The sequence below is a fragment of the Bacteroidota bacterium genome, from assembly GCA_039111535.1.
Lineage (GTDB): Bacteria > Bacteroidota > Rhodothermia > Rhodothermales > JAHQVL01 > JBCCIM01.
Window position 1 is genome coordinate 1 of record JBCCIM010000101.1, and the last position, 22850, is coordinate 22850.

A 22850-nucleotide genomic window follows, 5' to 3' on the forward strand; every position below is an offset into this window, starting at 1 on the left:
CCGAACATGAGTGGTGGCACAAGCCAACGCAGGGCTCAAGCACACACGTTGTTAGAAAACACTGTGTTAGAAAACAGCTTGTGATGCAATATCCTGATACCCAGGCTCCATCGCTCAGTGGAGCCTGGGTATCAGGATATTGCATCACAAGCTGTTTTCTAACACAGTGTTTTCTAACAACGTGTGTGCTTGAGCCCTGCGTTGGCTTGTGCCACCACTCATGTTCGGAGAGAAAATAACGATTATATTGCTCTTGATAAGTCTAACAGAGCCCCCGAAGGATCTGGTCCAGCAGTTTACCTTGTAGGAATAGCGCCCTGTTGCACCCATGTCATCCTTCGGGGACTCAGGATGAGGTTGAATCGAGCAGCGCGCCATTCTTGTCAATCTCTCCGCCAGGAGATGGTATCTCCTTCCAGTATGCCATTGTTGTCGGTAAAGCCGGCAATCACTTCAACTACATAAGCCGCAGGATACTCCGAAGGCACGCTGTCGGGTGAGAGGGGGGTCGTGTATTTTGCAATATGAACAATCTCCATCGCGCTGTTGATGAAGATGATGTCGAGCGAAATGGTGGTGTTGGACATCCAGAAACTCTGAATGCGTTCTTCTGGCATAACAAAAAGCATCCCGGAACGATCTGGCAGTCCGGTTCGCTGCATCAGGCCCCGCGTTATGCTGGAGTCATTGTCTGCAATTTCGATGTCCAGGCTAAGATAGTTTTCTCCGCCCCGCAACAGGTCCAGTGTGCCATCTTTTCTGAATGGAATATTAACCTCCGTTTCCGCCTCGGAATTGGGTGGCGATGCAGATTCAGTTTCGCAACCCATGCAAATAAGGCCGGCAAGCAAGAAAAGAGAAACAGACTTCAGTGTATACATATCGGGGATAATGTAGGATCAACGTTTATGCCTTACAAATAAACAAAGGCAGCCGCTCAAAAACCTTAAACCAGCAACCTTCAACAGCAAACACAAACATGTGTTTGCTGTCAGCTGTCTTTCAAACGCCATCGGATACGCATGGATTCATCGATGCCATACCGGTCGGAAAATCCTCCGTTTACTTCCAAAACAAAGAGGGCAGGGCCAGAGGAGGCAATGGTCTGTTCGGTAAACGGCCGCGCGCGTTTGGCGATGCTGACGATGTTTGAGTCAGCATCTACAAAAATCAAATCGAGGGGCAGAGGTGTGTTTCGCATCCAGAACGTCTGGATTTTTTCCTCGTCGTCGAGGAAGAGCATGCCGCCGCGTGCCGGCAACGAGGTGCGCTGCATGAGGCCGCGTGCACGCGCTGAGTCGCCCTCCGCAATTTCTATTACAATGGTGGTCAATACGCTGCCATCCGGGCGAAGGACTTCCAGTAGACCGTCTGCCCTGAATTCTATTTCAGGCGCGTCAATGACCTGGCTGCTGTCATCGGAGGTACAGCCAGCGACGAGCAAAAGGATAGCCACAAGGAGGAAATGGCGTGCGCGCATGGGCTTTTGTAGAGTCATGGGTTTAGAGCATTTATACCGGGAAGAATACCTAAAACAGCAGGCGCGTAAAGGCAGCCTGGCTCTGGGCTTTTCCTTCTTCAGACAATCGGACGCGATTGTTGCGAATCGGTTCAATTATTCCTTCAGATTCCAGCCATGCAAGTTCCTCGATGTGGTCCGAGAGCAAGTCGAGTCCATAAGCCGACTCCAGGCGGAGCAAATCGAGTCCTTCGGCATGCTGCAGGCGCAGGAATACGTATTCATTGGCCAGGGTATCCAGGTCGAGCCGGCTGCGGCTTTCCACAGGCAGTTCTTTTTGTTCAAGTAACGCGCCGTAATACGCAATATTGTCTACATTGGCCCACCGATTGGCTTGAGAGCGGGAGCCGCTCATCCACCAGAAAGAATGCGCGCGGGGGCCGATGCCAAGGATATTGCCGTGGTAGAGCTGCAGTTCGCGCATTTTGCTCTGGTGCCCGGGGGCTGCAAAAGCAGAGAGCACGTAGTGCTCAAAGCCGGCCTCCGCGAGGTATTGCTGGGCAAATCTGTACCGTACTTGAGCGTTTTCTTCAGTGTCAGGATACGAAAAGCAGGCGGCCAACTGCGGTGCATTGCCTTCCACGTTATAAATCGGCATGCCGAGGATTTCGATGTGGTTGACACCGTAGCTGCGCGCTTTTTCGAAGCTTGCTGCCCAATACTCGATCGGCTGGTCGGCGATGTCGATATTGAACGTAAGCGAAACGGTACGCATGCCGGCATGCCGGCAATTTTCGATGCCCGTCGCTACCAGCTCGGGGTTGAATGTGTGGCCCAGTTTTTCAAGGTCTGCTTCGAATAAGGAGCCTGCCTGTATATTAACCGTATCGAACCCAAGCGCTGCCAGGCCCTCCAGGGTATCCATATCGAGTTGTAATGGACTGAGGTCTATCGAGAACTCATTGACGTGCAGTGCATCAAAGCAGCTAAACAGTGTACCTACAACCGCGCGAATGCCTTCTTCCCGAATATGAAAGGGGGCACCCCCGAAATGAATGGCTTCTATCGTTTCGTTTGGGCTATGCGTGGGCGCATAAAAGTTTAATTCTTTGCACAGGGCATGTGCATACGCAATACCTGGCCGGCTGACTGCGCGCGACGCATCCGTTGCTTTTCCTGGCCCTTCAATATTGATGTAGATGCCTGCCATTTAGTTTGTCTTCACCCCCATGCTAAACTTCGACGCTTTACACAAACAATTTTCTGGTTTTGGTCAGTATCAGTCGCAGGAACGCAAACGTAAGGCCATATTACTTGAGAGGGCGCTCGAAGTTTTTACTACCTACGATTCTTCCGGATTTGAGGTCGTAGAAGAAGAGATTGGCCGGCCCGAGAAGCTGGTTGCCGTTCCGTTGGAAGTCCCGGTTTTGCAACAGGCGGCAGGTAAGCGGCCTACGCCGATGACGGTGGTGGCGTCAGATGGCTCTCAAATCTATCCCGATCGCAATGTGGAGCCGCTGTGTTACTTGCTGAACCTGAGTCGGATTGCGTTTCAGTATGGGACAACGGAGCAGCCCGTAATGGATGCTGTACCGTACCTGTATTTTAAAGGGCAGGACCTGAACGCCGTTGATGGACCAGACATAGATGTAGCCGGCCCTGAAGTGGTTTCTGCATTGCGGGATGAGTTGGAGTTACAAACGCTGCTGGATACAGCGCACGAGATGCGCCAGGTTGATCGGCCGGTATTGGCGGTGGCGGATGGTACGCTTATCCGCTGGATGATCAAGCGGCTGCGCCGGCCGCAGTTGGAGGCGCAATTGCTGCAGCGTTATTTCAACGCACTCGATCAATTCCAGAAGCAGCAAATTCCGTTGTGCTCTTACATCAGCATGCCGCGGGGGACTGAGTTCATCAACTACCTCGCGTTACACATGAGCGACCCTGCTTCAGGCTTGGTCGCAGATGACTTTGCCGGCATTACCGATCGTATGCTGTTTCAGCACGTATTGGCACCCGGCGAGCGCACCGCTATCTTCCGTTCACAATCTGTTGTATTGCAGGAATACCCGCCGACCCAGGTCATTTGCTATTTTTACGTGCATGTGCAGGGGGCCCAGGGGGCTTCTGAAATTGCGCGCGTAGAGTTTCCCCGGTGGATGATAACGGATCCTGCAATGATAGAACTGGTTCACGCAACGGTGCTTAGTGAATGTGAGAAAGGCAACGGTTACCCCATGATTTTGTCAGAAGCCCACGAACACGCTATTGTAAGGGGACAGGAGCGGATGGTATTTTACGAGATGATCGAACGCGAGATGTTGCAGCAGGGCCAAGTGCTCGAAGTATCTTCCAAAAAACGGTCTAAAGACCTGCCGCAGTTGTAAACGGGTATTACATAGTAGTTACCATAAGGAGCAAAACAGTATGCACATGCAAGATCCGATAGGAGAAGTGCTGGAATCGAATACCCGGATGCTGAAGGCGCAAGTGCCGGCTGAAGTTACACCCCCTGTCTTTGGCGCGTGGGTAAAAGTTAAGCCCCCAGACGGACCCGTGATTTACGGGATTGTTAGCCTGGTGGAGCAGGGGAGCGTGATGCCGAATCGGCGCACAACCGCGCTGGGGAAGTCAACAGATGAGCTCGTGCGTGAAATGCCGCAGGTGATTGCTTTGTTGCGCACTTCGTTTACGGCTGTGATCGTAGCGTATAAAGATGATGCGGGCACGGTGCGGCAGACCTTGCCGCCAACGCCGGCGCCCATCCATGGGTTTGTAACGGTCTGTTCTCCGGAAGAAATAAGTGCGCTGGGGATGCCGTTTGACTACTTTCGAACGCTTCTGCATTCAGATACAGGCGTACCAGTAGACGACCTGTTGGTCGCGACATTGCGCCAGATACACGCCGTGCAGGAAGGGGATGGGTACCAATTGCTCGTACAGGCCGGCAGGGTGTTGAGCCGGCTGTTTCAGGATGATCACGAGCGCCTGCAAGCCATTTTACGCCGCGTGCAATAAGCGCTAATTAGACTCCTTCGTTATTGTTGTAAGAAGATGATGCCAACGCGGAATGGCAAGACAAACTCTACTTTGGTCTGCCCAATAACCACAGCCGGGTTGATTTCGTAGAAGAAGGCAGAGTCCGTGAGGAGCTGTACGCGGCCAATGCCAAAGTGAATAGAGGGACCACTTTCATTGCTGCTGGCCTGGGTGAGGGGGACAAATGCCCCGATGCCGGCGAGCAGGTAAACTTCAGCGCCGCCTTGTGGCAGACTAATAATGCCCGAAAGCTGCGGGTCGAAAATAAACGATGCTTCATCACGACCGCGTAGTACAAATCCGGTAAAGCCCATCCCGATGGCAAGCGAGAAGTCCTGATTTACGCGAGAAGATACCCGGCCACGGAAGCCGAGGCCAAATCCGTTGTTTACACTTAATACTGTATTCAGGCCAATCCCAAACTGTGTGTTCTCCAACCCCCGAATGCCCTGTGCAGAAGATGTTGTGGGAGACAGCATCCATACACTTGCTGTGACCAGTACAAATAGAAAGAGCGATCGAACACGTCGCTTGCAAACACTAAACATATAAATTCGCCTTAGGGGCTATTAATAGAGCAATTAGTATAATTGGGTCAGCTGTGTTACTGTACACCTGCAGATAAACGGCCAGGGATACCAAACAGTTACAAGAACCAACGATAGCGTGGAATAGCCTGAAAACTACGGAGATTAAGCGTATGCCGCAAGTGCCCTATCCTATTGAATATAAATTGTTTAAGCAAAATAATTCCTTTTTCCTGAACAATTACAGGTATGTAAGGCAATGGCGGGCTGGAATCCGTAACTCCTCTTGCTGATCCTCGTAGGGGCATTCATACTGCATAAAGCAATTGGGAATCAAAAATCCCCTACCTATTAACTCGGCCAGCCCTTATTTTGGGTTACGAGCATTAAACAACCGGTGACATGGAAGAAGAAATTATTGTACCGCTAATTGTATTCAGCTTTATTGCACTGATTGTGAAAATGAGTCTGGATTTTGCCAAGTGGAAAAAGACCCATAACAGCCAGTCACTCGGCGCAGCAAGCGACAAGTCACTTGGCGTAAGCGAGTTGAAAAACTTGATTAGCGAAGCCGTGATGCAGGCCAATATACCGCTTAATGACCGGATTGCGGAGTTGGAAGATCAACTCGAAATGAGCCGTAAGTCGCTACCTGAAAAAGAACCACTCAAGCAGCTTAGCAGCCCCGAGCCTGGAGACGACTAGGTGGCCGGTAACGCGTATTTAGTAACGGAAGATACAGGACCATGCCAGAAGAAATATTTGTAATAATCGTTGTCGCGATTGGTGCCGGGACGTTTATGTCCATTGTGGGGATGATGATCAACTATTTAAAGACCCGCTCTGAACAGGGTACGGGTAACAGCATGACCACAAGTGAGCTGGAAGGGATGATTCAGAAGTGGATTGAAGAGTCGACGCAGCCCTTGGTGGACCGGTTGGATGAAATGGAAGCGCAGCTGAATTCAGCGGATAAGTCTGGCGGTTTGCTCGATGGCATGGATGCGTATGAGGATGATGAGGCGCTGGAGCCGGCAAGGCGGGAGAAGAGCCGGCGGTAGGGCGTATTATTTTTTTGATTAAAATAGCCCACCTACAGCGTCACGCTCAAAGAGATCATAAGGCTTAAGGTAGCGGACAATCAATGAGAGGGAGGAGGCATACAAAAGCTCTACCATCCTTTTGGTTTGGATATGGCTCTGTTTTTATAGCGTAGCGGATCTGGAAACTGACTGCGCTTCAGGGCAGATGGTTTTATCGATCGGATAAAAGAAGCCTGTCGAGAGAGGGATTTGCTGGCTTTCCTGAATGGATTAATCAAGCCGACAGGATAGCCTATCCGCCGGGCTATTTGAATAGGACGCTGAAGGTCGGAGTCGTTAGTTACAAGAACAGCCGTCTCAAATTTTTGTTGATGCGCATCATCGACAAGGTCAACGCCGAGATTTACATCCGAACCTTTTTCTTCAAACTTCGCCCCGGTTACATAACGAGGATTGCCCTGGGGTCGAAATACAGTAACCTCCGTTTCGAGAAAGTGGCCATAGATAATTTCAAGATGAGGAATAGAACGAAGTGCCCGTAAATAAACTTCCTGGCGTTGCGCCTGGCCACGGTTGTATCTGCGTTCTTTTACTCTTGCCGTATAATACTTAATCTTCGTGATGTCGTGATCAGCATGGAGAACTGTTTTGCATAGTTTGGAGACATCAAGCCATTTATAAGGCGTACCCTTTAGCGCACCATAGAAAAGATTGAATCCATCGATGTAAACGTATGTCTTCATAAAGTGGGGTGGCTATAAAAAAGCAACGGCCAGGATTTCTCCTGACCGGCGGCCTAACCGCGAAGGGTTAGGGGGTGTATTCTGATAATAGCAAACTAGATGGCTAGAGGCAAGGTTCCTGTAAGGTATCGGCAATGAAAAAAGGCTCGTTAAATGAGCTTTTGAGTTCACCTTGAATTTGATTTTGATCCACTGCAGCGTGATAAAGGCTGTTTTAGATATGAAAGCGGGGAGCGTAGTACCTGTTTTGATGGGAGCGCATTATGCAACTGAATACGAAGTGCTTTAAAGGAACGATATGCAGTGTGGCTAGTGCTTAATGAGCCCTTCTTCTATTTCTTTTTCAGGTATGATGAAATGCCTCGGATATATCAGATCTTGCTGGAGGCGGGATATATTTTTATTGGTGGTGTTGTTGTTACTATACTGGTCATTTACGGCTACTTTCGCGTAATTAAAAAACGTTCACAAGAAGGTCACGCACGTCGATTGGCTTTTATGGTCGTGCTATCGTGTGTTACTTTTTATGCGGGTTGTGGGCCAAGGCTTCCGGCGTCGCCCTACATCTATTCTACTGAATATTTGACGCTTCAGCAGTTAATTCAGGAGCACTACGAAGATGGTTTGGAATACGGAATCACCCTAGAGCAACCTGTTGATGGCGAAATTGGACGCCAGATGAAGAAACTCAAGATTGACTGTTTGCAGTACGTGGACGCAACTAACATAATCCAGCCGGGTCTACAGGGCTTTCTTCTAACGAGGTATGCTGATATCCCCAGTTGGTGGCAAGATCGAGCGGTTTTGCTATATAATGGGGAGTTTTCGCCCTGGCAGTCCACAACAGACAATCTCCGACCGTCCCTTTATCAGTCGGGTAACGACCTTTTCAGCAAGCTACGTTGCACCTCAACCTTCGGAGGGTGATTTCTAACTGCTGCTCGATAGCGAAAGGTGAAAACGATGTCTGTGTAGATACTGTTGGGCTAAACTATAGCGAGAAAAGTAGGAATAGGTGCAAATGGGTCCATTTGAGGACTTATTAACTACTTCTATTTCAACCGATTTCTGTGAACAAAACCGCTAGAAACTAAAAAAGGGGATTGGCTCAGCCAATCCCCTTTTGCTTTACACTTTGGTTGCGTCAAGCCTTACGACTTGGCTGCAATGCTAGCCTGTGCTGCTGCAAGCCGTGCGATAGGCACACGGAATGGCGAGCAGGAGACGTAGTTGAGGCCTGTCTCGAAGCAGAACTGTACGGAAGCAGGGTCACCACCGTGCTCGCCGCAAATACCTACTTTGAGTTTGCCGTTGGACGCGCGTCCGCCATCAGTAGCCATCTGTACCAGTTTGCCAACACCTGAGGTGTCGATAGACTGGAACGGGTCGTCTGGCAGGATCTTCGTATCAACGTAGTCAGGCAGGAAGCGGCCGGCGTCGTCGCGGCTGTAGCCGAAGGTCATCTGCGTGAGGTCGTTGGTACCAAACGAGAAGAACTCAGCTTCTGCTGCGATATCCGCTGCGGTCAGTGCCGCACGAGGAATCTCGATCATCGTGCCGATGAGGTAGTCAACCTTGGTGCCTTTCTCTGCAAACACTTTTTCAGCGGTTTCGAGAATTACAGCTTTCTGGTTGACAAACTCTTCAACGGTACCAATCAGCGGTACCATGATTTCCGGATGCACGTCGATGCCTTTGGCGCGTGTTTCTACAGCGGCTTCGAGGATTGCACGGGCCTGCATTTCGGTGATCTCCGGGTACGTGATGCCAAGGCGGCAACCACGGTGTCCGAGCATCGGGTTGAATTCGTGCAGTGCTTCAACCTGTGCTTTTACAGCGTCAACTGAAATACCGAGTGCATTAGCCATTTCTTTCTGGCCGGCTTCGTCGTGTGGCAGGAACTCATGAAGGGGTGGATCCAGCAGGCGGATGGTTACCGGCTTGCCGTCCATTGCTTCGAAGAGGCCACTGAAGTCTTCTTTCTGGAAAGGCAGCAATTCGTTGAGCGCTGCGCGGCGAGCATCTTCCGTTTTCGCCATAATCATTTTACGCATGCTCAGGATGCGATCGCCTTCGAAGAACATGTGCTCCGTACGGCAAAGGCCAATACCTTCAGCGCCAAACTCAACGGCTTTCTGCGCATCTGCCGGTGCGTCTGCGTTCGTGCGGACGCCCATCTCGCGGTACTCATCTACCCAGTTCATGAATGTGGCAAAGTCACCGCTCATCTGTGGTGGTACCAGGCCTTCTTTGCCCAGGATAACTTCGCCGGTGCTGCCGTTGATAGAAACCCAGTCGCCTTCTGAGACCGTGGTGTCGCCAACGGTGAAGGTTTTGTTTGCGTAGTTGATAACCACTTCGCCACAACCCGCAACACAAGGCTTGCCCCAGCCACGCGCAACTACTGCTGCGTGTGAGGTCATACCACCGCGAGAGGTGAGGATACCCTGCGCAGCATCCATGCCGCCGATGTCTTCAGGGCTGGTTTCGATACGCACGAGGATCACGTGTTTGCCGGCTGCTTTGGCTTCTTCTGCCTCATGGGCCGTAAAGATCACCTGGCCAACCGCTGCGCCCGGTGATGCGGGCAGGCCCTTGGCAATTACGCGGTCTGCATAACCCGTTTCATTTTCGAAACGTGGGTGCAGCAACTGATCGAGGTGACCAGGCTCAACGAGTTCGCTAACAGCCGTTTTGGTGTCTACCAGGCCTTCAGAGACCATGTCGACAGCAAACTTGATGGCAGCTGCACCGGTACGCTTTCCGTTACGGGTCTGCAAGATGTAGAGTTTGCCGTGCTGTACGGTGAACTCGATGTCCTGTACGTTTTTGTAGTGCTGTTCGAGCCGTTCGGTTGTGGCAACCAATTCTTTGTACGCGTCTGGCAGTTCTTCTGCCATTTTGTCGAGCTCCTGTGGCGTTCGGATACCTGCTACAACGTCTTCGCCCTGGGCGTTAACGAGGTACTCACCGTACAATTTGTTTTCACCGGTTGAAGGGTTACGGGTGAACAGTACGCCTGTGCCACATCCTTCTCCCATGTTACCAAACACCATGGCCTGCACATTGACTGCCGTGCCGATAAGGCCTTTGATTTTGTTGATGTTGCGGTATTTGATGGCGCGCTCGCTGTCCCATGAGTTGAATACAGCGTTGATAGCCAGTGTCAGCTGCTCGGTAGGGCTCTCAGGAAATAGGTTGCCGATATGCTTTTTGTAGATGGCTTTGTAGCGCTCTACGAGCTCTTTAAGGTCATCTGCTGTGAGGTCCACGTCATCATCTACACCTTTCTCCTGCTTCAAGGATTCCAGCGCATGCTCAAAGTCGTGGTGAGGAACCCCCATAACCACGTTGCCAAACATGTCGATGAAACGACGATAAGAGTCGTATGCAAAACGTGGGTTGTTGGTATGGGCAGCGAGGCCTTCTACCACTTCGTCGTTCAGACCAAGGTTGAGCACCGTGTCCATCATACCTGGCATTGATACAGCAGCACCACTGCGAACAGACAAGAGCAGTGGGTTCTGCGCATTGCCGAAGCCGGCGCTCATCGCTCCTTCGATGTGCTGTACACCTGCATTGACTTCTGCTTCCAGCGTCTCAGGCCAGGAGTGGTTGTTTTGGTTGTAATACTTACAGCAATCGGTGCTGATCGTAAACCCTGCGGGGACAGGCATGCCAATGGAGCTCATCTCCGCCAGGTTTGCGCCTTTTCCACCCAGGTGAGCCTTCATCGACTTATCACCGTCGGCCACGCCATTCCCAAACACATACACGTTTTTTGTTGCAATAGCACTCATTATCAAATCCTTTAGTTCAGTAGATTTTTTTGTTTTCGCAGTCAGTTAAGCTAAGTCGGACAGACACCTGCCTGAGCAGTCGTCGGACGTCTGTTCGAAGAATGCAGGCTATGCGAACCTGCGCAGTTTCGGACGAAAAGCGGGGAGACATTTACCTCCTTCTGGGGACACAATGCCGTCTTTGCGAAGGGCTTTGTCGTCGAATAAACCTTGATTTCGGCACTCCTAAACGATGCCGTGGACGCGGGGATCCATCAAACGGCCCTTAAATTAATGTAAACTGTGTTAAGTAAGGAAGCCGAAATCTATCCTGGGGTTGAAGTTCACGCCAGATTCCTATAAAACCACTGGCACCAGATTGCAAAAACAGGATGCAAATATGTGCCTCAAGTTGTTCTTCGCTCCTCAAGTGGCCAGGTAGATTGCATCGACGCCGCGTTTGGTAACATGGGCCACACCAGGATGAATCCGATGGCGAGCAAGACCAGGATAAACGTATGGGGTACAGCAGGGGAAGCCACAAAAATTGGCTGAAACCAGATGGCGTGCATGCCAATGGTGATGTAAAGATTTTTGGTTCGCAAATAGATTAGGGCATTCAGTATGCTGAGGAAGAAGAGCGAAGTCAGCGTCATGACGGAGCTAAAGCCCGTCGATATGAAGAGGCTGATCAGCGGCAACTGGATGATAAGGTAGATGGTCTGCGAGATGACAACCGCGAGCCCGAGTATTATGCGGGCGTCAAGGTTTAGATAGCGCTGGCACTTCAGGTGTAACTGGGGAAGTAAGAGGCCGCGGTAAGTAAGTTCGTCGAAGAATGCTTTACCTATAGCGTAGAGGATGAAAGCCCCGATAATTTTAAGCGCGCCTTCCTGTTGCCAGTCGATATGATACCCAACTTCCGTGGAGACAACCATGCCATAGGCAACCTGTACAGCTTGTAAGATGGCCCAGATAAAGAACGTGGCGATGAGGCCTTCTTTAAGTTTGCTCCATCCCAGCCCGAGATGCCGGCCGCGGAACCGGCCAATCCAGAACACCACACCCAGTACCACAAACGCGATTTTAATAATACTCAACACAAACAATGAGTCCACGACGCCGCTGGTATAGACCTCGGGAATTGCAAAGGCATCCCTGAAAAAGTTGATGTACAACCAGTTGAAAGTGATGTCAGACAGCAACACCAGCAACAACAACAACATGGGGGCTTCCTTTACATCGCGGAAGACTTTTGGCTTTTCAAGTGTGAGCAAAGGCATGGGTATGATGCGGGTCCAGATTTTGCAACCAGATCGGGCGCAGTTGAGAGCGTGATGAAAAACGTAGCCGGCGCAATAGGCGCTGCAAGGTTATTCGGGGTGAAGTAGTTGGCTATGATAAGAAACAGGCGCGTCTTAAACAGGGCTTGATTGCTCACCCGACCAGCAAAAGAACGCGCAGATATGCGCTTAACATAGCACTTTTCCTCCACGCAATCTTTGAAGAAACGGTATGTTTCGATGCTTCCTTTTTGCCAGTTGTGCTGGTTGAAATGATACGCGATAAGCAGGCTTTGATAGCCAAATGTACAGCCGGGTAAGGGTGCTGCGCAACGGCCTATTCAATCGCTTGCGCTTACCAAAAGGAAATGCGGAATGCGCGGAACGTTGTCTTAGCTAAGGCGTGACAACCCGCTCGTAACGATAGAGCATCCGCTACTGTTCCATGTCGTTACCCCCTGCATTCCAGCCTTGTTTTTCCATTCTATCCTGTATCTGAAACATATTTATGAAGCGTCTGGTCGTTGTAGAATCTCCTACCAAAGCTCGTACGATAAGTAGATTTCTTTCCGGAGATGATTTCCGGGTAGAAGCCAGCATGGGACACGTTAGGGATTTGCCGGCTTCCGCTGCCCAGATTCCAGAAACGCTGAAAAAGAAAGCATGGGCGCGGTTGGGCGTAAATGTTGAGGAAGACTTTGAGCCGCTCTACGTCATTCCTCCTGATAAGAAAAAAATTGTCAAAGAGCTCAAATCTGCGCTCAAAGATGCGGACGAACTCTACATCGCGACTGACGAAGACCGCGAAGGTGAATCTATTGGCTGGCACCTCGTGCAGGTGTTGAATCCGAAGATCCCGGTACGGCGCATGGTCTTCCATGAAATTACCAAAGATGCCATTCTTGAGGCACTCGACAATACGCGCGAAATTAATACCAACCTGATTGATGCACAGGAAACCCGCCGCATTCTCGACAGGCTTGTAGGGTATTCTATTTCGCCGCTCCTCTGGAAGAAAATCAAACCTAAACTCTCCGCCGGCCGTGTGCAGAGTGTTGCTGTTCGTTTGATTGTACTCCGTGAGAAAGAACGGATGGCTTTTGTGCCGGCTTCTTACTGGGATATCAAAGCCCGATTGGCACACGATGCGCGTGAATTTGACTCGGTACTCTCTAAGTACAAAGGCATTCGCATTGCTACTGGCAAAGACTTTGACGACGAGACGGGCAAGCTCAACGCCAAGCTGAAAGAAGGCAAAGACGTGCTGGTCCTTAACGAGGAAGAAGCACGTGCACTGGCCGCGCGGCTTCCCAAGGATACCTGGACGGTTACCAGTGTTGAAGAGCGGATTGTCTCGCGCAAGCCGGCGCCACCGTTTATTACGTCGACCCTCCAACAGGAGGCCAGCCGTAAACTGAAGCTCTCTGCGCGCGACGCCATGCGTGTAGCGCAGAAATTGTACGAGCAAGGATACATCACCTATATGCGTACAGACTCTACCCAGCTTTCCAAAGAAGCCATTGACGCCAGCCGCGCGGCAATCGAGCGGAAATACGGGAGTGAGTACATCAACGATAAGGTGCGCAATTTCTCCAGCAGCGTGCGCAATGCACAGGAGGCACATGAAGCGATCCGGCCTGCTGGCAACAAAATGCAAACCAAGGATGAACTGAACCTTAGTGGCATCGAAGGTGCATTGTACGACCTGATTTGGAAGCGTACCGTTGCATCTCAGATGAAAGATGCTCGCCTGCGCCTCGCCACTGTGCTCATTGATGCAGGTGAAGGAGACGACGTGGCCCAGTTCAAAGCCAACGGACGTACCATCGAATTTCCCGGTTTCTTCCGCGCCTATGTTGAAGGCAGTGATGACCCGGAAGCTGCGCTTGAAGACCGCGACCAGCCCCTGCCACGGATCAGGGAAGGAGACAATCCGGATTGTAAAAACGTGGAGGCTGTAGGGCACGAAACCAAACCGCCGGCACGCTATACCGAAGCCAGCCTCATCAAAATGCTCGAAAAGCAGGGCATCGGCAGGCCAAGTACCTATGCTACAATTATCGACACCATTATCCATCGCGGGTATGTGCGTCGCAAAAGCAACCAGTTGATTCCTACCTTCACTGCGTTTGCTACAACACATTTGTTAGAGCAGGAGTTTGAGCAACTGGTGGACGTTGGGTTCACCGCCGGCATGGAGCAGGTGCTTGATGATATTGCAGCAGGGGAAGTGAAAGCCAAACCTTATCTCGATCAGTTCTATCAGGGCAAAGACGGCCTTGAAGCAAAGGTTGAGGGAGGGCTCGATAAAATTGATGCGCGCAGCGTGTCTACGGTCACGTCACCCAAATGGGGTGATTATCTCGTCCGTGTAGGCCGCTATGGTCCGTATGTCGAACTCGAGAAAGACGGTGAACGGTTGACTGCTTCTTTGCCGCCAGAATCGGCGCCGGCTGATTTGCTGGAAGAAGACCTGGCTACCATTATTAAGGAAGGCAACGAAGAGGATAAAGTTGTCGGGATCCACCCCGAAGCCTCTATGCCCGTTATCATCCGCAAAGGGCCATATGGACCATATATTCAGTTGGGTGACGATGAGCAGGAAGGCAAGCCCAAGCGGATCTCAATTCCGAAAGGCACGTCGCCCAGCGAAGTAGACCTCGACAAAGCCGTTAACCTGCTCGCTTTGCCGCGCGTGCTGGGTAGCCATCCTGAAACCGGGACAGACATTTCCGCTAACATCGGTCGGTATGGCCCTTATGTACATCATGGCCGTACGTTTGCCTCTCTTACTGCAGAAGATGATGTGCTGACGGTAGAGCTGTCGCGTGCGCTTGAGTTGATCAACAAGAAAAACAAGAAGAGCGCTGCGCTGCGTACGCTGGGTGAACATCCTGAAACTGGCGATCCGATCGATGTGATGGAAGGCCGCTATGGTCCTTATGTGAAGCATCAGAAAACTAATGCGTCGCTGCCGAAGGGTGTAGAACCAGATGCGTTGACGATGGATCAGGCCCTAGAATTGCTGGCTGCCAAAGCCAAGTCTAAAGGGAAGAAGCGGACGACACGGAAAAAGAAGAAGTAAGCGAAAGGGCCTCTAGTTACCCATCGTGCCATCAATGCAGCCGGGGAATACTTGGCAGTCTGGATGATCTGCCGGCAACTGGTCGAAGGGCCGGCAAGGCGGGGTAAACGTGAAGCCGGCCTGCTCCATTACTGGCGTAGAGGGGAGAATATTGAAGGAAACAGGGTAGCCGGCGCCAAAATAGCCGAACCCGTTATCGATATTGGAAAACAGGTTTGGACTCACCAGCAACTCGGGGTCAAATTCGCCACCAGGCGGCACCCAGCCGTTATCGCCTACAAAAAAGTCAAAGCGAATCCTGAGGACAGCGATAAATTCTTTCGAGAAGCAGCTTTCTTCAAATGCTTCCTGAATGTCAAAGTAATCGCTCCGGTGGCTGACCTGGAATTCCCATCCCCCATTCACCTCTTCCGCTTCTTCTTTGTAAGAGACAGCTGTGGGGAATAAAACGGGATCAATTGCTATAGGCGCCTGGGGCTGAAGCGCATACGTATCATACTTAATCCGGGCTTCCACAAGGTTGGGCAGGGCGCCTTCCAGGAAGAAACGCGGCGTCAGGGGATCGGAGTCCGGGGTGCGTGTGATGGAAATGTCTTTTGGGGTGGTGACCTCAACGCTCGATGTTGCCCCATCCGTTCTGATGACTTCAAGTCTGAACGATGTCTCGAAGGGAGGTGTGAAGTCAGAAAAGAACACAATCCCTGTGCTTTCATCTGAAAAAGTCACCACAGAGTCCTTCCAAACCCGCATTTCACCGGTTTCGAGGTTTGTTGTCCGCACGGTAGCCTGATCAGCGCCTACACCAATCGTGTTAATGCTGCCGGCAAGGGGGATGACCCGAACGATTTGTCGGTCAGATTTAGAATTCAAGTACCCATAAACCGTAAAGGGTTCGTCTGTGCCCAGGAAAGGCTTGGGGTCTTCTTCGCAACCCAGCATGAATAGGGTCAGAACAGCAATCAATATTCGGGTTGCTGCTGGGAGCGCTGCGTTAAGCATTGGGGTAATCCATGAAATCCAGTTTGTGAAATAGCTACCAGATCTGTTGTTGACGTTGCCGTAAAGCCTTTCTGCCAACTATACAATGCGCTGGTAATTCTTCCGGTGTATATGCTATTCCAGTTTTAATGTGCCTGTATGGCCCCGGGAAAAGTGTAAAGTGGATGTTAAACTTGATGGGCAGGGGGAAGGGAGATCCATTTATTGAAATGGTTTGGAGGCAGGGGGCTAGAATTTAGCCTGTAACTGTAGGATTACATGTCGGGGTGGGGCGAGGCGTGCCGGCCGTTCGAGGTAGTAGTACTCAAGGGCATTCCGAAGGATGAAGCCGGCGCGGAAGTTTGACCACTGCCAACCCAGCCGCGCATCCAGCACGCGGGCCTCTGTAAGCACTTCAGCGCTGGTTACGATAAAACCAAAATCTTCGTTGAACCGCTCTGGCTCGCTGATATACCGCAGGTCTGCGCCGGCTTGCAGCCCTTTCCACGGTTGTATGTCGATGGCAAAGGTAAACTGGTGGTTGGCCCTGAATTCCAGGGGCAGTGTTTCTTCGATGCCGGTGTCCGGGTTAATGCGCGTGGTTTCCGAGTCGAGGTAACTGTAGCCGAGTCGCGTTTGCAATTTGCCGGCGAAAAACGCACCGTCTATGCCCGTCTCGATGCCGCGTATTTCTGCGTCTGGCAAGTTTCTGAACCACAATGCGCCGAGGTCGGTGTTGACGCCCGATTCAATCAGGTTTGAATACTCATTGTAAAAGACGGCCAGATCAAACTGGATTTCATTGGTGCTGTTAATCTGCGTCAGGGCGCGGAGGCCAACTTCAATACTGGTGCTTTCTTCTGGCCGGATATTCGGGTTGCTTGTAATACCAAAAGCTTCATCGTTGGCAAATCGTTCTGCGATGCTCGGCACGCGAAAGCCTTGACCGTAGGCTGAACGCAGGGTCAGGTAGTCATTGACGATGTAGTAAAGGTTGATTTTCGGGCTGAACCGGGTGATGGCTTCTTCTGAACTGATCGCATACAGATCAAACCGGGCGCCGGCAACCAGGTTGAGTCCGCCAATAAGCGGTTGCTCCCATTGGGCGAACGCAGCGCCTTCGGGTTGAAGGAACGAGGCGGCATTGCCATCGAGTTCATCGCCAAAAAAGCTCGACTGCGCCCAGTTTGAGTCGACGGAGAAGCCGGCAGTCAGGAAGTGGTTCGTGCGGGGTGTCCAGTTAAGCTGAAACTCAGCGCCGTAGCGCAGGCCGCGAGTGCCATCGGTTTCTACATCCCGTGGTTTGCCCGTATCATCATCCAGCGGGCGCAAATGAATGCCAAAGAGTCGCCCTTTGATGCTGTAGTAGAGCTTGGGGTTGATTACCCGGGTGAACGTGGGCAGCAAGCCAAATTGGCTGGATACGTTGTCGCTTGCAGCTGGATTGCCGTTGGGTAATATACCGGGGTTTAGCGCATCCCATACACCATTCCAGAATATGAAATCGTCTTTTTTGCGATATAACCAACTGGTCAACAGTTCGAAACGGGTAGTTGTTTTGGGCCGCCATCCCAGTTTGACAAAGCTGAGCAGGCTGGTGCGTTCGCTGAGGCGTGTATAGCCCGGGTCGCGGCGGTAGTGCATGTTTGCCCAGAATCCAAACTTTTCACTGACCTTTTGCGCATGGGTAAAGGAGCCTCCAAAAAACGGCCGGACGTCTTCAGCTTTGTCCCATTCAATCCGCCATGTGTCAAATTTTACGGGTTCATAGCCGCCGGCAAATGTTTTGATACTGGTCTCGGGGGTATCAGGGAAGTTTTTTGTGATGATGTTTATCACCCCACCAAGCGCACCGCTGCCATACAGGGCTGAACCGGGGCCTTTAAGCACTTCGATCCGCTCAATCTGGTCGAACGGCAGGGCTTCAAAGGGAATGCCGTCGCTGTCGGGCGTGAGTAGGGGCAGGCCATCCAGCAAAAACTGGACGCGGCTGCCTACATTGTAGGAATAACCCGTCGAGCCACGAATGCTGACCTGGTTGCCTTTCACCTGGACGCCGGGGATGTGGCGTAGGGCTTCGTCAATTGCGTAGACATTGCGCGACTCCAGTTCGCGGGGCGTCATGATGGCAAGACTGACCGGCGCTGTAGCAGAGCGTTGTTCGCGTCGAGACGCGGTGACCGTTACGCCCGTGGACTCGAGTACAATCTCATTCAGCGCAACATCTTCGGACCGGACCTCGCCATCTGTCAGGGAGAGTTCGCGGCTGTATCTGCGGTATCCGATGGCAGAAATTACAAGGGTATAGGTCCCGGCCGGGATGGCCTCAATACGGTACGTACCGTCGACACCCGTAGCCGCGCCCGTGTTTAGTTCGGTTAGCAGGACGTTGACGCCGGGCAATGGCAGGCCGCCATCGTCAGTGACGAGCCCTTTAAGTACTGCACCCTGTCCGTGTGCAACGGCAGTGGTCAGCAGGCAAAGCAAGAGTGTCTGAGATGCAAGCGTAACGAAAAACTTCTTCAATGACATGGGGGATTCCTGGATGGTAAGCGGTAAGGGGCCGCGCAATAGCTGCTGGGAGGGGGAGTTAGTTAGAGACCGGTGGGAAGGGCGGAATGTTGGCAAAATCAACGTTTATGTGGATAAACGTAGTATCATCGGGCAGGACCTGAAAAATGCCGGCGTCTTCCTGATACAGCCCAACGGGTAGCCAGTCAAAAGCGTTGCTACTTTGTTGGATGGCAACACCACTATATACATAGGGGCCTGTTGTTACCAGGGAGACAAAGAAGCTGTCTTGCAGGGCAAGCCGGTCGAGTCCCTGGCTCAGTACAACGCGTTGTTTGCCAAACTCGCTGATAATGTCATCAGCAGATGTTGGGACAATGCGCATGGCAACAAAGCGGAGGTCAAACAGGCTGGAGTCAGCCGGCCAATCTCCGGTGTAACTCACCGTGCCGCTGATGAAGCCGCGGTCGGGCGCTTCAGGCGGGACAAGACCAGCGTCGCAGCCGGCTGGCAAAATAAGGGCAGTACACAGAAAGAGTATGTACAGGGGGCGCACAGGATGACACATACAGGTCTGAAGAGCTAAGCTAAAAAGGCAGGTGATGATGAGTGGGTATCAGGGATTGGTACGCACTTTTGGAGCCAGTAGCGGTTAACCAAAAGGTGACGGTTTTTTTACCTTAAGTGGCATGTGAAACAATAAATGTTTGGAGCAGAGCGAAAATGAGCTTATATTTGCAAGATTTCAGAATATAAGCTATAGCTTTATTTTGCATCAAATGCAGGCACAAAAAAATGGACCGATCTGTAATACAGAACCATTTTTTCGGCAATAATGCAAAACGGATGTAACCAGAAATGGTTTGCCACACGTATTAAGCCGCTCCAGGTGCCCTAAAACATAGTTTCACCCCCACCACCGACAGAAGCCGCGAAGCGAACAGACTAGATCGAAAAGCGTGTTAGAGAGGCCAAACTACATCCTATGACTGTCTTTGACTATCACAGCTTGCCGTACAGTACCTAGGATTTCCATATGAAGTTATCAAAATTTATCTACGAGTTCCCTAAGGAGTTAATTGCCAAATATCCAGCTGAGCCTCGAGACAGCGCGCGATTAATGGTTCTCAACAGGGAAGAAAAGTCCATCACACATCGGGTATTCAGCGATATTGTAGAATACTTCAATGAAGGCGATGTACTTGTGGTTAACAATACCAAAGTATTTCCCGCACGTCTGTATGGCAATAAGGAGAAAACAGGCGCAAAAATTGAAGTTTTTTTGCTGCGTGAACTGAACCCCGAAAGCCGTTTATGGGACGTTATCGTTGATCCGGCCCGAAAGATCAGGATTGGCAACAAACTGTATTTCGAGAATGGACTCATTGCCGAAGTAATCGACAATACCACCTCGCGTGGGCGCACCATCCGATTTGTTTTTGACGGAGACAACGACGAGCTCTATGCAAAAATAGACGAGATCGGACAGACGCCTATTCCGCCTTATATCAAGCGAAAGGTTGAAGCGGAAGATCGCGAACGGTACCAGACCATGTTTGCCCAGCATCGCGGTGCTGTTGCTGCGCCAACTGCCGGCCTGCACTTTACACCCGAGCTGATCGAACAGCTTCGAAGCAAAGGCGTCAAGATCGTATCCACCACGTTGCATGTTGGACTCGGGACATTTCGCCCGGTTGAGGTAGAAGACCTCACCAAGCACCGCATGGATTCGGAATACTTCCTGATTGATCCTGATACGGCTGACACGGTAAATGCCGCGTTGCTTTCTCCGGATCATAAAGTTACAGCTGTAGGAACCACCGTTGTGCGTTCTCTTGAGTCGAGTATTTCAGCATCCAATACGCTGAAAGCAGATTCAGGCTGGACCGACAAGTTCATCTACCCGCCGTACGAATTCAGGATTACGGAGCGCCTGATTACGAACTTCCACATGCCGCGTAGCACGCTCATGATGCTTGTTGCTGCGTTTGCTGACCGGGAGTTCATTTTCGAGGCATATGAAGCGGCTATGGCGGAAAAGTATCGACTCTTTTCCTTTGGTGATGCCATGATCATCGTGTAATCAGGGATCACTCTTTAGCCTGCATCTATGCATAGCCCGCAAGTTGCCGTAATTGTGCCCGCAGCGGGCAAAGGGACCCGGCTTGGGGGGCAGCGCAAACAGTTTAGATTATTAGACGGAAAACCTCTATTGATTCGTTCATTAGAGGTTTTTCAGCTTCACCCGGAAATTGATCTTATTGTGGTTGCGGTGCCTGGAGGGGAAGAGAACCGCGTGCAGGAGGCATTGCATGCAGCAGGGTTGTCGAAGGTTGGGCGTGTTGTCGCTGGCGGAGCTTCCCGGCAGGCTTCTGTTTATGAAGGATTGAAGGCTGTGCCGGCCTCCTTTGACTATGTGCTTGTGCACGACGGCGTGCGACCTTTTGTCGCGCAAACCCTTGTGTCGGATGTGGTGTCAGGACTGACTGAACACGGTGCAGCTGCCCTTGCTATACCGGTTACAGACACGCTGCGTGCTGGCGCTGAAGATGTGTTTGGTCAGACCCGACCTCGAGATGGACTCTACCGCATGCAAACGCCACAGGGATGCAGACGCGATTGGTTTCTTCAGGCGCATCAACACGCAATTGCATCGGGTATAGAAGCGACTGATGACGTAGATTTGGTCCAGCGCGCCGGCTTTCCCGTGCACATCATCACCGGGAGTTCGCTGAATATTAAAATTACAACGAAGGCAGATTGGGATTTGGCCTGTATAATATGGCCGGCGTGGCAACAGGAAAAGTGAACAGGAAGAGCAAGACGCGTTGTTGCGGTCCATATTCAGATAACGAACTTCCCTAAAGCTCATGCGCATTGGATACGGCTATGACGTACACAGATTGGTCGAAGGCCGGCCGTTAATCCTTGGGGGCATTGAGGTGCCTTTCGAAAAGGGGCTATTGGGGCATTCAGACGCAGACGTACTGCTACACGCCATCTCAGATGCCCTGCTGGGTGCCGCTGCCTTGGGAGACATTGGCAAACATTTTCCTGATACAGATGCAGAATGGGAGGGAGCTGATAGTAAAGAATTGTTGCGTGAGGTTGCAATCCTCGTTGCGCGCGAAGGATTTAAGATTTCAAATGTGGATGCAACAGTAGCGATGCAGCAGCCCAAGCTCAGACCGTATATCGACGAGATGCGACGTTGTATTGCTGGCATTCTTGGCCTGTATGTTGATGAGGTGTCGGTAAAGGCAACAACCACTGAGCAGATGGGATTTGTAGGAACAGGTGAGGGGGTTGCAGCGCACGCTGTGTGTTTACTCTTGCCGGCATAACGCATTTCAGCATACCATTTCACGGCAGGGCCGTATTTATGGCAGAATTATTTGCAGACATTTTTAACTGGGTAGCCGCTTTGCCGCCTGTCTGGGCGTACGTCGTGATTTTTGTGATTGCGTATGGCGAAAACGTAGTGCCGCCCATTCCGGGAGATATGGTGGTGGTTTTTGGCGGATACCTGGCTGGCATTGGTGCCCTTAATTTCTTTATGGTATGGTCGTTGTCAACCTTGGGTGGGGCGCTTGGGTTTATGAGTATGTATGCGCTGGGGCATCGGATGGGCAATGCTGTCTACGACCCAAACCGGTTTCGCTGGCTGCCCAAGAAGCAACTTGAAAAGGCACGGGTTTGGGTTGCAAAGTGGGGGGGCTGGGTGATTGTTGCCAACCGGTTTCTGAGCGGCGCGCGTTCAGTTATCTCGCTCAGCGTTGGTATGGCTAAACGAAATGCGGCCCAGACAACGCTGCTTTCATCCATTAGTGCCCTGGTTTGGACAGGACTAATTATCTATGGCGGTTATGCTGTCGGAGAGAATTGGCAGGTTGTTGGTGAATACATCCGGGTATGGGGTGTTTTTGTGTTGGCCCTGATGGCTGTTGGGGCATTGATATGGTTTGGACGCAAGTTTTGGTTGAAGCGAAAAACGGCTTCAGGAAACGGCTCGGAAACAGGAGGCTAGGGGTGTGATTTCGCCTTTTTTATGGCTGAATTTGGCGATTTTAGGAAAGATGAAAATTGCCGGCACAAAATCAAACTCGTGTGGTATAAGCGGGCTTGATTAGAGAAATGGTGCATACTATATTCGCCATCCAGAGTAGAAGAGCGTATAAGCTGGCATAGCTCAGTTGGTAGAGCAGCTCACTTGTAATGAGCAGGTCGGGGGTTCGAGTCCCTCTGCCAGCTCTTCACCTGAATTTCGCACATATTTAAGGCACTGATGCGGAGTTTCAGTATATAAGGATGGCTTTTTTGGGCAGGTGGCCGAGTGGTTAAAGGCGACAGACTGTAAATCTGTTCTCTCACGAGTACGGAGGTTCGAATCCTTCCCTGCCCAC

Annotated in this window: 20 protein-coding genes and 2 tRNA genes; 12 read left to right on the plus strand and 10 right to left on the minus strand. The window is 51.3% G+C overall.

Features of this window, described 5'->3' with window-relative positions:
* Positions 1 to 383: 383 nt before the first annotated feature.
* The 3 genes from AAF564_15480 to AAF564_15490 all read right to left on the minus strand — a co-directional run bounded on the left by AAF564_15480 (position 384) and on the right by AAF564_15490 (position 2669).
* A complete protein-coding gene (locus tag AAF564_15480; GenBank protein ID MEM8486954.1) occupies positions 384 to 881 on the minus strand; it encodes a DUF192 domain-containing protein in 498 nt (165 codons plus the stop codon).
* 110 nt (positions 882 to 991) lie between these two features.
* Complete coding sequence (locus AAF564_15485) at positions 992 to 1498, minus strand: DUF192 domain-containing protein (GenBank protein MEM8486955.1); 507 nt, start codon at positions 1496 to 1498, stop codon at positions 992 to 994.
* A 31-nt stretch (positions 1499 to 1529) separates the two neighbouring features.
* A complete protein-coding gene (locus AAF564_15490; protein ID MEM8486956.1) occupies positions 1530 to 2669 on the minus strand; it encodes a coproporphyrinogen III oxidase family protein in 1140 nt (379 codons plus the stop codon).
* 19 nt (positions 2670 to 2688) lie between these two features.
* Here AAF564_15490 and AAF564_15495 point away from each other — a divergent pair, with 19 nt between their 5' ends.
* Both AAF564_15495 and AAF564_15500 read left to right on the plus strand, forming a co-directional pair.
* On the plus strand, positions 2689 to 3846 hold the full coding sequence (locus tag AAF564_15495; protein ID MEM8486957.1) for a DNA double-strand break repair nuclease NurA: 1158 nt from the start codon (positions 2689 to 2691) through the stop codon (positions 3844 to 3846).
* Positions 3847 to 3886: 40 nt separating this feature from the next.
* Positions 3887 to 4477, plus strand: a complete 591-nt coding sequence (locus tag AAF564_15500; protein MEM8486958.1) for a hypothetical protein — start codon at positions 3887 to 3889, stop codon at positions 4475 to 4477.
* Between the two features lie 20 nt (positions 4478 to 4497).
* Here AAF564_15500 and AAF564_15505 read toward each other — a convergent pair whose 3' ends face one another.
* Entirely contained in the window at positions 4498 to 5046 is a 549-nt protein-coding gene (locus tag AAF564_15505) for a hypothetical protein (GenBank protein ID MEM8486959.1), read from the minus strand.
* Between the two features lie 381 nt (positions 5047 to 5427).
* On the opposite strand from AAF564_15505, the gene AAF564_15510 reads away from it, so the two are divergent.
* On the plus strand, positions 5428 to 5730 hold the full coding sequence (locus AAF564_15510; protein ID MEM8486960.1) for a hypothetical protein: 303 nt from the start codon (positions 5428 to 5430) through the stop codon (positions 5728 to 5730).
* 41 nt (positions 5731 to 5771) lie between these two features.
* Positions 5772 to 6086: a hypothetical protein gene (locus AAF564_15515; GenBank protein MEM8486961.1), complete on the plus strand. Its 315-nt coding sequence runs from the start codon at positions 5772 to 5774 to the stop codon at positions 6084 to 6086.
* A 110-nt stretch (positions 6087 to 6196) separates the two neighbouring features.
* Here the strand turns inward: AAF564_15515 and AAF564_15520 are convergent, their stop codons facing one another.
* Positions 6197 to 6811, minus strand: coding sequence for an NYN domain-containing protein (locus AAF564_15520; GenBank protein ID MEM8486962.1), 615 nt, complete (start codon positions 6809 to 6811; stop codon positions 6197 to 6199).
* Positions 6812 to 7168: 357 nt separating this feature from the next.
* On the opposite strand from AAF564_15520, the gene AAF564_15525 reads away from it, so the two are divergent.
* A complete protein-coding gene (locus AAF564_15525) occupies positions 7169 to 7738 on the plus strand; it encodes a hypothetical protein (GenBank protein MEM8486963.1) in 570 nt (189 codons plus the stop codon).
* A gap of 224 nt (positions 7739 to 7962) precedes the next feature.
* Here AAF564_15525 and ppdK read toward each other — a convergent pair whose 3' ends face one another.
* Together ppdK and AAF564_15535 are read right to left on the minus strand one after the other, a co-directional pair.
* Positions 7963 to 10611 carry a pyruvate, phosphate dikinase gene (gene ppdK / locus AAF564_15530; protein MEM8486964.1) on the minus strand — a complete coding sequence of 883 codons (2649 nt, stop codon included), beginning with the start codon at positions 10609 to 10611 and terminating at the stop codon, positions 7963 to 7965.
* Positions 10612 to 10997: 386 nt separating this feature from the next.
* The gene (locus AAF564_15535) at positions 10998 to 11873 is read right to left on the minus strand and encodes a CPBP family glutamic-type intramembrane protease (GenBank protein ID MEM8486965.1); all 876 of its coding nucleotides are present in this window, start codon (positions 11871 to 11873) and stop codon (positions 10998 to 11000) included.
* 508 nt (positions 11874 to 12381) lie between these two features.
* Between AAF564_15535 and topA the strand changes: the two genes are divergently transcribed.
* Complete coding sequence (gene topA / locus AAF564_15540) at positions 12382 to 14958, plus strand: type I DNA topoisomerase (protein MEM8486966.1); 2577 nt, start codon at positions 12382 to 12384, stop codon at positions 14956 to 14958.
* Between the two features lie 12 nt (positions 14959 to 14970).
* Here topA and AAF564_15545 read toward each other — a convergent pair whose 3' ends face one another.
* The 3 genes from AAF564_15545 to AAF564_15555 all read right to left on the minus strand — a co-directional run bounded on the left by AAF564_15545 (position 14971) and on the right by AAF564_15555 (position 19015).
* Positions 14971 to 16035 carry a hypothetical protein gene (locus AAF564_15545; protein MEM8486967.1) on the minus strand — a complete coding sequence of 355 codons (1065 nt, stop codon included), beginning with the start codon at positions 16033 to 16035 and terminating at the stop codon, positions 14971 to 14973.
* A 150-nt stretch (positions 16036 to 16185) separates the two neighbouring features.
* Positions 16186 to 18468: a TonB-dependent receptor gene (locus AAF564_15550; GenBank protein MEM8486968.1), complete on the minus strand. Its 2283-nt coding sequence runs from the start codon at positions 18466 to 18468 to the stop codon at positions 16186 to 16188.
* 58 nt (positions 18469 to 18526) lie between these two features.
* Complete coding sequence (locus tag AAF564_15555; GenBank protein ID MEM8486969.1) at positions 18527 to 19015, minus strand: hypothetical protein; 489 nt, start codon at positions 19013 to 19015, stop codon at positions 18527 to 18529.
* 468 nt (positions 19016 to 19483) lie between these two features.
* Between AAF564_15555 and queA the strand changes: the two genes are divergently transcribed.
* From queA to AAF564_15585, 6 genes are all read left to right on the plus strand, one after another.
* The gene (queA, locus tag AAF564_15560; GenBank protein MEM8486970.1) at positions 19484 to 20530 is read left to right on the plus strand and encodes a tRNA preQ1(34) S-adenosylmethionine ribosyltransferase-isomerase QueA; all 1047 of its coding nucleotides are present in this window, start codon (positions 19484 to 19486) and stop codon (positions 20528 to 20530) included.
* Positions 20531 to 20557: 27 nt separating this feature from the next.
* Positions 20558 to 21256, plus strand: coding sequence for a 2-C-methyl-D-erythritol 4-phosphate cytidylyltransferase (gene ispD / locus AAF564_15565; protein MEM8486971.1), 699 nt, complete (start codon positions 20558 to 20560; stop codon positions 21254 to 21256).
* 61 nt (positions 21257 to 21317) lie between these two features.
* Positions 21318 to 21791 carry a 2-C-methyl-D-erythritol 2,4-cyclodiphosphate synthase gene (gene ispF, locus AAF564_15570; GenBank protein MEM8486972.1) on the plus strand — a complete coding sequence of 158 codons (474 nt, stop codon included), beginning with the start codon at positions 21318 to 21320 and terminating at the stop codon, positions 21789 to 21791.
* A gap of 38 nt (positions 21792 to 21829) precedes the next feature.
* Positions 21830 to 22474 (plus strand): DedA family protein, encoded by a 645-nt coding sequence (locus tag AAF564_15575; GenBank protein ID MEM8486973.1) that lies wholly within the window; start codon positions 21830 to 21832, stop codon positions 22472 to 22474.
* Between the two features lie 151 nt (positions 22475 to 22625).
* Positions 22626 to 22698 (plus strand) — tRNA-Thr (locus tag AAF564_15580).
* Between the two features lie 68 nt (positions 22699 to 22766).
* Positions 22767 to 22849, plus strand: a tRNA-Tyr gene (locus AAF564_15585).
* The last annotated feature ends 1 nt before the right edge of the window (position 22850 follow it).